Annotated in this window: 6 protein-coding genes; 3 read left to right on the top strand and 3 right to left on the bottom strand. The window is 70.3% G+C overall.

Annotation, left to right across the window (positions count from 1 at the left end; genetic code table 11):
* The first annotated feature begins 121 nt into the window (after positions 1 to 121).
* Entirely contained in the window at positions 122 to 2,233 is a 2,112-nt protein-coding gene (locus MMG85_RS16400; protein WP_241047006.1) for a glycosyltransferase, read from the top strand.
* Between the two features lie 88 nt (positions 2,234 to 2,321).
* On the opposite strand, the gene MMG85_RS16405 is transcribed toward MMG85_RS16400, so the two are convergent.
* Positions 2,322 to 3,920: a hypothetical protein gene (locus MMG85_RS16405; RefSeq protein ID WP_345778863.1), complete on the bottom strand. Its 1,599-nt coding sequence runs from the start codon at positions 3,918 to 3,920 to the stop codon at positions 2,322 to 2,324.
* 17 nt (positions 3,921 to 3,937) lie between these two features.
* On the bottom strand, positions 3,938 to 6,094 hold the full coding sequence (locus tag MMG85_RS16410; protein WP_241047007.1) for a bifunctional (p)ppGpp synthetase/guanosine-3',5'-bis(diphosphate) 3'-pyrophosphohydrolase: 2,157 nt from the start codon (positions 6,092 to 6,094) through the stop codon (positions 3,938 to 3,940).
* Between the two features lie 71 nt (positions 6,095 to 6,165).
* Between MMG85_RS16410 and MMG85_RS16415 the strand changes: the two genes are divergently transcribed.
* A complete protein-coding gene (locus MMG85_RS16415) occupies positions 6,166 to 6,672 on the top strand; it encodes a hypothetical protein (protein WP_241047008.1) in 507 nt (168 codons plus the stop codon).
* Between the two features lie 33 nt (positions 6,673 to 6,705).
* Positions 6,706 to 7,167, top strand: a complete 462-nt coding sequence (locus tag MMG85_RS16420) for a hypothetical protein (protein ID WP_241047009.1) — start codon at positions 6,706 to 6,708, stop codon at positions 7,165 to 7,167.
* 15 nt (positions 7,168 to 7,182) lie between these two features.
* Here MMG85_RS16420 and MMG85_RS16425 read toward each other — a convergent pair.
* The coding region (locus MMG85_RS16425; protein WP_241047010.1) for a DUF3418 domain-containing protein at positions 7,183 to 7,975 on the bottom strand (793 nt) is incomplete at its 5' end.

Raw genomic sequence — 7,975 nt, forward strand, 5'->3', positions numbered from 1 at the left:
TCGTCGTCGTAGTCGTTGCGGGCCACAGGGGATGCGACAATGGGAATTCGGGCGAGTCTAGCGCAGCCGCCACGGGTGCGCCCGGCCCGTTTCCCCTTCGCTCAGCTGGAGTTGCAACGGAATGTCGATGTCGTGGGCCGACGCGCGCTTCATGCTGGAACGCGCGCGCGGCCTGATCCGTCGGGGCCTGGCCAGCCTGCGTACGCGCGGCCTCGGGCCCACCTGGGCGCGGGTGCGACGGCAGTTCGCGCGCCGCGCGCCGCCGATCTCCCGGCCGCTCTGGTTTCCCGCCGCCGGACCCTTCGCTCCGTTCACCGTGCCCGCCAGCGAGGCGCCGTGCGCCAGCATCGTGATCCCGGTCTACAACCAGGCGGCGTATACGCTCGCCTGCCTGCGCGCACTGGCGGCGCATCCGGCGGCTGCGACGTGCGAGATCATCGTGGTCGATGACGGCTCCACCGACGAAACCGGCGCGTGGATGCCGCAGATCGACGGGCTGCGCTATCACCGGCGTCCCACCAATGGCGGCTTCATCGCGGCATGCAACGATGGCGCGGCGCTCGCCCAGGGTGACTACCTGGTCTTCCTCAACAACGACACCGTGCCGCAACCGGGCTGGCTCGATGCGCTGCTCGCGACGTTCGACGCACATGCGGGCGTGGGCCTCGTCGGTGCGCAGCTGGTGTATCCCGACGGCCGCCTGCAGGAAGCCGGCGGCGTGGTGTTCGACGACGGCTCGGCCTGGAACTACGGCCGCTTCGACTCGCCCGACGATCCCCGCTACGCCAGCCTGCGCGACGCGGATTACTGCTCCGGTGCGGCGATCGCCGTCCCCGCGGAGCTGTTCCGGGAAACAGGCGGCTTCGATGCGCGGTACGCGCCGGCGTACTACGAAGATACCGACCTCGCCTTCAGCCTCCGCGCACACGGCCTTCGGGTGCTGTACCAGCCTGCATCGCGCGTCGTGCACCTGGAGGGCGTCACCTCCGGCACCGACACCGGCAGCGGGACCAAGGCCTATCAGGTACGCAATCGCGACGTGTTCGCGGCGAAGTGGAAGGACGCGCTCGCGCGCCAACCGCAGGCCGGCAGCCTGCCGACGGCCGGCTCGATCGTGCGTCCCCGGCGCCAGATCCTGGTGGTCGATGCGGAAACACCGCGCCCGGACCACGATTCCGCTTCCCTGCGCCTGGTCAATCTGATGCGGCTGCTGGTCGCCGACGACGCGCATGTGGTCTTCCTGCCCGCGGACCTGCACTACGTGGAACGCGATACCGACCGCCTTCGCCGTCACGGCATCGAATCGTGGCATGCGCCCTTCGCGACGCGCCCCGCCGCCTGGCTCCGCGAACATGGCCCCCGCTTCGACGTGGTGATGCTCTCCCGCCACTATGTTGCGGCGGAGTTCCTGCCGTTGGTCCGTCGCTTCGCGCCACAGGCGCGGGTGGTGTTCGACACGGTCGACCTGCACTTCCTGCGCGAGCTGCGCGGCGCCGAACTGGCCGACGATGCCGGCCTGCGCCGCACGGCCGAGCGCACGCGCGATCGCGAGTTCGCGCTGATGCGGCAGGCCGACACCACGTTGGTGGTGAGTCCCGTGGAGCGCGAGATGCTGTCGACGCTGCTGCCGGAGGTTCGCGTGGAGGTGGTGGCGAACCTGCACGAGATGGCCACGACCGGCCTTCCGTTCGGACAACGGCGCGACCTGGTGTTCGTGGGCGGTTTCCGCCATCCGCCGAACGTGGATGCCGTGCAATGGTTCGGCCGCCACATCTTCCCGCTGATCCATGCGCGGCAGCCCGACATCCGCTTCCACTGCATCGGAATGAGCCCGCCCGCCGACGTGCTGGCGCTGCAGTCGCAGCCGGGGATCGTCGTGCACGGGCACGTGGCGGACGTGGGCCCCTACATGGATGGCGCGCGCATCGCGATCGCACCGCTGCGTTTCGGTGCCGGCGTCAAGGGCAAGATCAACCTGAGCATGGCGCACGGTCAGCCGGTGGTGGCCACGTCGTGCGCGGTCGAGGGCATGCATCTGACCGACGGACACGATGTGCTGGTCGCCGATGAGGCCGATGCCTTCGCCGAGGCCGTGTTGCGACTGTATGGCGATGCCGGTTTGTGGCAGCGGCTTTCCGGCAATGGCCGGGAGAACATCGCGCGCCATTTCTCCATGGAGGCCGCGCGCGACACGGTGCAACGCGTTTTCCGGCACCAGGGAAGGCCTGAATAACGGCCGGCGTCCGCGCGGATTTCAAAAGACATGCGCCTGTTGAAAGCCGCGGGAATGACGAGCAAACGTAGAGTTGTTCAGAGTATCCCTAGGGCGCCGTGGCCGCCTGGGCGACGCGCACGCGGGCCTCGAAGTCTTCCAGCCCCGGCACGGCGCCATCCAGCGCTCGCGCTTCCTGCAACGACTGCGCCGCAAACGCGACATCACCCGCACCCAGCCGCTCCGTGCCCACCGCGATCCATTTTTCCGCCAGCCGCCGCCGCGCATCAGGCAGGGCGGGGTCGCGCGGCAGGAGGGTCTGCCACGCCTGCTGGCAGGCCTGCGCGCGGCGGATGCGATTGGCACGCAGTTCGTCTTCGTAACAGCGGCGGACGGCGGGCAACAGGCGCGTGGCAGCCTGCTTCACGTCGGCACTGTCGGGCGACAGCGCCTGTGCGGCGCGCAGCGTGTCGTAGGCGCTTTCGCCGGGAGGCGTAAGCCAGTGGCCCTGCGCTTCGGCCTGCGCCATCTTCGCGAGCAGCGCGGCGACGCGTCGCTCGCGCTCGCGCGGCGGGATCGAAAGCGCCGCATCCTGCCGCTGCCGCACCTCGCGCGCCCGGGTGATGGCCTGCACTGCCTGCGCCACGCGCGGGGACTGCGGCGCCAGCAGGCGGGCGCGTTCGAGCGCCTGTTGCGCCTGCACGAAGTCGAAATCACCGGCGTGGCGTTCCGCCTGGCGGGCGTAGGCGACGCCTACCTGCTCGAGGCCCTGCCGCGCCACGTCGTCGCCCGGCATGGCGGACAGGATCGCTTCGTACGCGGAGCGCGCGGACGGCAGTCGACCGCGCGCCAGGTCGCGGGTAGCCGCGCGTCGACGCGCATCGACGGCCGTCGCCATGGCCGCCTCGACCCGCGGCAGATCGACATGGCCCGGATCGAAGCTGCGGGCGGCCGTGACCCGGGCCGCGGCATCGCCCAGCTCGCCGCGCTGGAGCCGCTGCGCTGCCTGGTGCAGCAGGTCGGACAAGGCGTCCTCCCGGCCTTCGAGCGCCTCGATGCGCGTGGGTTGCAGCGCCAGCACGCGGCGGTACAGCGGCAACGCCGTGTCCTCACCGCCCCACAGCCGTTCATCCGCGTGGGCACGCGCGGCCGCTGCCAGCAGTCCATCGATGCCGGCGTGCTCGACCTCGCGCGCGCGCAGCCGCGCCGCGAACGCGTCGGCCTGCGGACGGGGCACCTGCAGCTCACGCGCCAGGGCCAGGTGAGCACGCGCCTCCTCGAACCGGTCCTGCCGCAGCGCGTCGTCCGCCGACGCGAGGGCGGCCTGCGCCACGCGGCGCAAGCCCTCGCTCGCCTCGGTGCGGTCGGTATCCAGCGCCTGCGCCGCTTCATACAGCTGGCGCGCGCCCGTGCCATCGGCAGCATCCAGCCGCCCGGCACGCAGGGCCTGGTGCGCCTGGTCGAGCAGCGCTTGCACGCGGGTCTGCGGCCACAGCAGGTCGGCCAGCGGCTGGCGCAGGAAGATGACGGACAAGAGGAGCACAACGGCGACCGCCATTGCCGCGAGCCAGCGCGCACGCGATCGATCACGCCGTGCCGGGACCGTCGCGCGGGGGTGGCCGTCGGCCGCCGTCGTGCCATGCGTCCAGTCGATGCGCGGCTCGATGCGTCGGCCCCGTCCGGCGTCGTGGTGGTCTTCGCGGGTCACGCCCGCAGCATACCCACTCAGCCTGAACGTCGCGCGTCCTCCACCCCGGGCAATGCGTCGAGCTTGCCGAGCAGCGTGGACAGCTGGCCGAAGTCGGCGACCTTCAGCCGCAGGCGCAGATGCACGCGACCGCTGGCACGGTTGCTCTGGCTGTTGATGTCCAGCACGTTGGCTTCTTCCTGGGCGATCAGCGTGGTGATGTCCTTGAGCAGCCATTTGCGGTCGAACGCCGTGACCTGCACGTCCACCTCGTAGCCGCCACCGGCCTGGCCCCACTCCACCGGCAACACGCGCTGCGGACTGGTGGCGGCCAGCCGCGCGAAAGCGACGCAGTCGGTGCGATGCACGGTGACGCCGCGCACGCGGGTCAGGTAGCCGGCGATCGGTTCACCGGGCACCGGCTGGCAGCAGCGGGCGAGTTGCACCAGCAGGTTGCCCACGCCCTGCACGGTGAATTTCGACTTGCCCGGTTTGGCGACCTTGCGTGGCGGACGCCGTACGGGCAATGCGGACGCATCTGGCTCGACCGTCGCGCGTTGTTCCTCGTGCAGCGCGCGCCCCACCTGGTGCGGCCCCACGTCGCCCAGCGCCACCTGGATGTAGAGCTCGTCCACGCTGTCGGCATGGAACTTCTTCGCCGCCCCGGTCAGGTCGGCATGGTGAAGCCCGAGGCGCTTCAGTTCCTTTTCCAGCAGCTCGCGTCCGGCCTGCAGGTTGCGTGCGCGATCCAGCTTGTGGAACCAGGCGCGCACCTTGTCGCGCGAGCGTCCACTGGCGAGGAAGCCGTTGGCCTGCAGCAGCCAGTCGCGGCGCGGCTCCGGCTCCTTGGATGTGAGGATCTCGACACGGTCGCCGCTGCGCAGCACATGGTTCAGCGGCACGATACGGCCATTGACCTTCGCGCCGCGCGTGCGATGACCCACCATGGTGTGCACGTGGTAGGCGAAATCGAGTACGGTGCCGCCCCGCGGCAGGTCGACCACCTCGCCCTTCGGGGTCAGTGCGTAGACCCGGTCCTCGACCAGCTCGGCATCCAGCTCGCCCGCCAGCGCGCCTTCGCTGCCGGCGCCGTCGGCCGCGCCGTCCAGCAGCCGGCGCATCCAGGCGATCTTGCGGTCGAATGCGTCGCCGCCGCTCTTGCCTTCCTTGTACTTCCAGTGCGCCGCCACGCCCAGTTCGGCCTGCGCGTGCATCTCGTGCGTGCGGATCTGCACTTCCAGCGTGCGGCCCTCGGGGCCGACCACGGCGGTATGCAGGGAACGGTAATCGTTGGCCTTGGGGCGCGCGATGTAGTCGTCGAACTCGCTCGGGATCGGCACCCACAGCGCGTGCACGATGCCCAGCGCGGCATAGCAGGCGGCCACGTCATCCACCGCGATGCGGACCGCGCGCAGGTCGTAGAGTTCGTCGAAGCCGACCTGCTTGCGCTGCATCTTCCGCCAGATGCTGTAGATATGCTTCGGCCGGCCGCTGACCTCGGCATGGATGCCGTGTTCGGCCAGCGCCGTGCGCAAGGCATCGAGGACGGCGCCGATGTAGCGTTCACGGCCGACGCGCTTCTCGTCCAGTTGGGTGGCGATCTGCTTGTAGACCTGCGGCTGCAGGTAACGGAACGCCAGATCCTCCAGTTCCCACTTCAGCTGCCAGATGCCCAGCCGGTTCGCCAGCGGCGCGTGGATGTCGCGCGTGAGCCGGGCCAGCGCCTGGCGCGCCTCCTCCGGCAATGCGCCCGCCGCGCGCATGCGGGCGAGCTGGCGGGCCAGCAGGATGGTCACCACGCGCAGGTCGCGCACGATCGCCAGCAACAGCCGGCGCAGGCCCTCGGTGTTCACGCCGCGCGACTGTTCCGCATGCAGCGCCCAGACCTGGGCCGCCGCGACCTGGCCCTCCAGCAGGTCGGCCAGGCCGGGCACCTGCTTGCCGGCGGCAGCGGCCAGCGCCGGCTGCAGTGCCGGCAGTCCATGCAATACCGCGGCAAGGATGACCTCGCCGTCCGCTCCAAGCGTCGCCAGCGTGTCCAGCGTATCGGCAAGGATGTCGATGGCGTCAGGCATCCCGTCCTGCGCGCCCGCGGCTGTCGCCGCACCGGCGAGCGCGTGGCGCAGCGCCGCCGGCAGCGCCTGCAGGGCGGGCCGTTGCAGCAGCGTGGCGATGTCGTGGACGGGGGGAACCATGGCCGTGCGGAGGGGCAACCAAGCGTCGCCGGAATGACTACACTACCGGCCAGTCGACCGCAGGAACAACCATGAAGATGAGCCGCTTGTTTCTATCCATCGCCTTGTCGGTCGCCTCCACGTGCGCCGTCGCCCAGGACAGCACGCCCGAGCCGCTGCGCGAGGCGATGAGCGAAAGCGAGTTCAAGGCCGCGGGCCTGGACAAACTGACCCCGGCCGAACTCGCCGCGCTGGATGCATGGCTCGGACGTCGCATCGAACAACAGACCGCGCGGGTGTCGGCGGAAGCGAAGGAAGCCGGGCGCCGCGAAGTGCAGCAGTCCACGCGCGGCTTCTTCGACTTCGGCAGTGCCGAACCGATCGTCGACGTGTTGGCGGGCGAGTTCCGCGGCTTCGCCAAGGGCCGGCGCTACAAGCTGGAGAACGGACAGGTGTGGGAACAGGTGGACGGCGCGACCCTGTCCGGCGTGGTCCGGCAGAAGCCGGGCGTGAAGATCACGCCATCGCGCGTCGGCAACAACTGGTACTTCCGGATCGATGGCTACAATTCTGCGGCGTCCGTGCGCCGGGTCGAGTGACTACGAGGACTTCCCATGCTTACCTCAAGGCTGATGGTTCTATCGTTGCTGTTCGGCGCGTGTTCCCCGGCATGGGCCGCACGCGACTATGTCGCCCTCGAGAAGCGGCTCACGCCCGAGCAGATGCAGGCTACAGGCCTGGATACGCTGAACGCCGAACAGCTTCGGCTACTCAACGCCCTTCTCAGTGAAGAGAACAGGGCAACCGTGGAGGCGGTCCGCAAGGACGACGGCCCGCGCGTCACCGGCACGCTGTTCGGCGGCGCCGGACTGGAGCCGGTGACCAGCACGCTGACCGGCAACCTGCGCGGCTGGTCGCGCGGCACGGTGTTCACCCTCGCCAATGGCCAGCGCTGGCGGGTGACCGAAGGCGACTACAGCGCGACCAAGCCGCTGGGCAATGCCAAGGTGGTGGTGTCGCCGGGCAAGATCAGCGGCTGGTACCTCCAGGTCGACGGCCACAACCCGAGGCCGAAGGTGCAGCGCGCCGACTGAGGCGCGCACCCGGCTTCACCCGCGCAGGGCCTGCAGGCGCTGCGCGAGCTTCTTCGGCGAGATGCCGCTCTTCGCGCCCAGCTCCTGCGCGAACACCGACACCCGCAATTCCTCCAGTTCCCAGCGCAGGACCTGCCATGCCGGCAGGTCCGACGCGCCGTCCTGGCGTGCCTGCGCCAATGCATCGGCGAACGGCTTGAGCTCCAGCATGCGCGCCTGGTCCTTCGCCGGATCGCGCTTGGCGCGCTCGGCGCGCAACGTCATCGCCTTCAGGTAGCGCGGCAGTTGCGCCAGTGCGTCGGCCGGGGTGTCGCGCAGGAATCCGGGATGCACCAGGGACGCCAGCTGCGCCTTCAGATCGTCGAGGTTGCCGCGCGCCCAGCCCATCAGCGGCGCCTCCAGTTGCGGCTTCAGTTCCGCCACCGCGGACAGGATCGCCTCGGCCAGTTTCAGGCGCTCCATCGCCTCGCCGAACAGGCGCTTGCCCGCGTCGTCGCGCCGCTGCTCGAACGCGGCACGGTCGCGCACCGCGTCCAGTCCGGCCGACAGCACCGCGTTCATCGCCGCATCGACGATGTCGCCGCGCAGCCGCTCCTGCGATTCGATGGCCGCGTACAGCAAGCCGGTCTTCGGCGACACCGGCAGCTGCTTGCGCGCCTGCTTCACCTTGTCGGCCAGCGCGATCTCCAGCAGTCGGCGGACGCCGCCCGGGTGCGCGGCAGCGGCTTCCGCCGGATCGGCGAACACCTGCAACGCCACGGTCTCGCCGTCGTCGCGCAGTGCCGGATACGCGGGCACGCCTGCTTCA

The organism is Pseudoxanthomonas sp. LH2527 (assembly GCF_022539275.1).
GTDB lineage: Bacteria > Pseudomonadota > Gammaproteobacteria > Xanthomonadales > Xanthomonadaceae > Pseudoxanthomonas_A.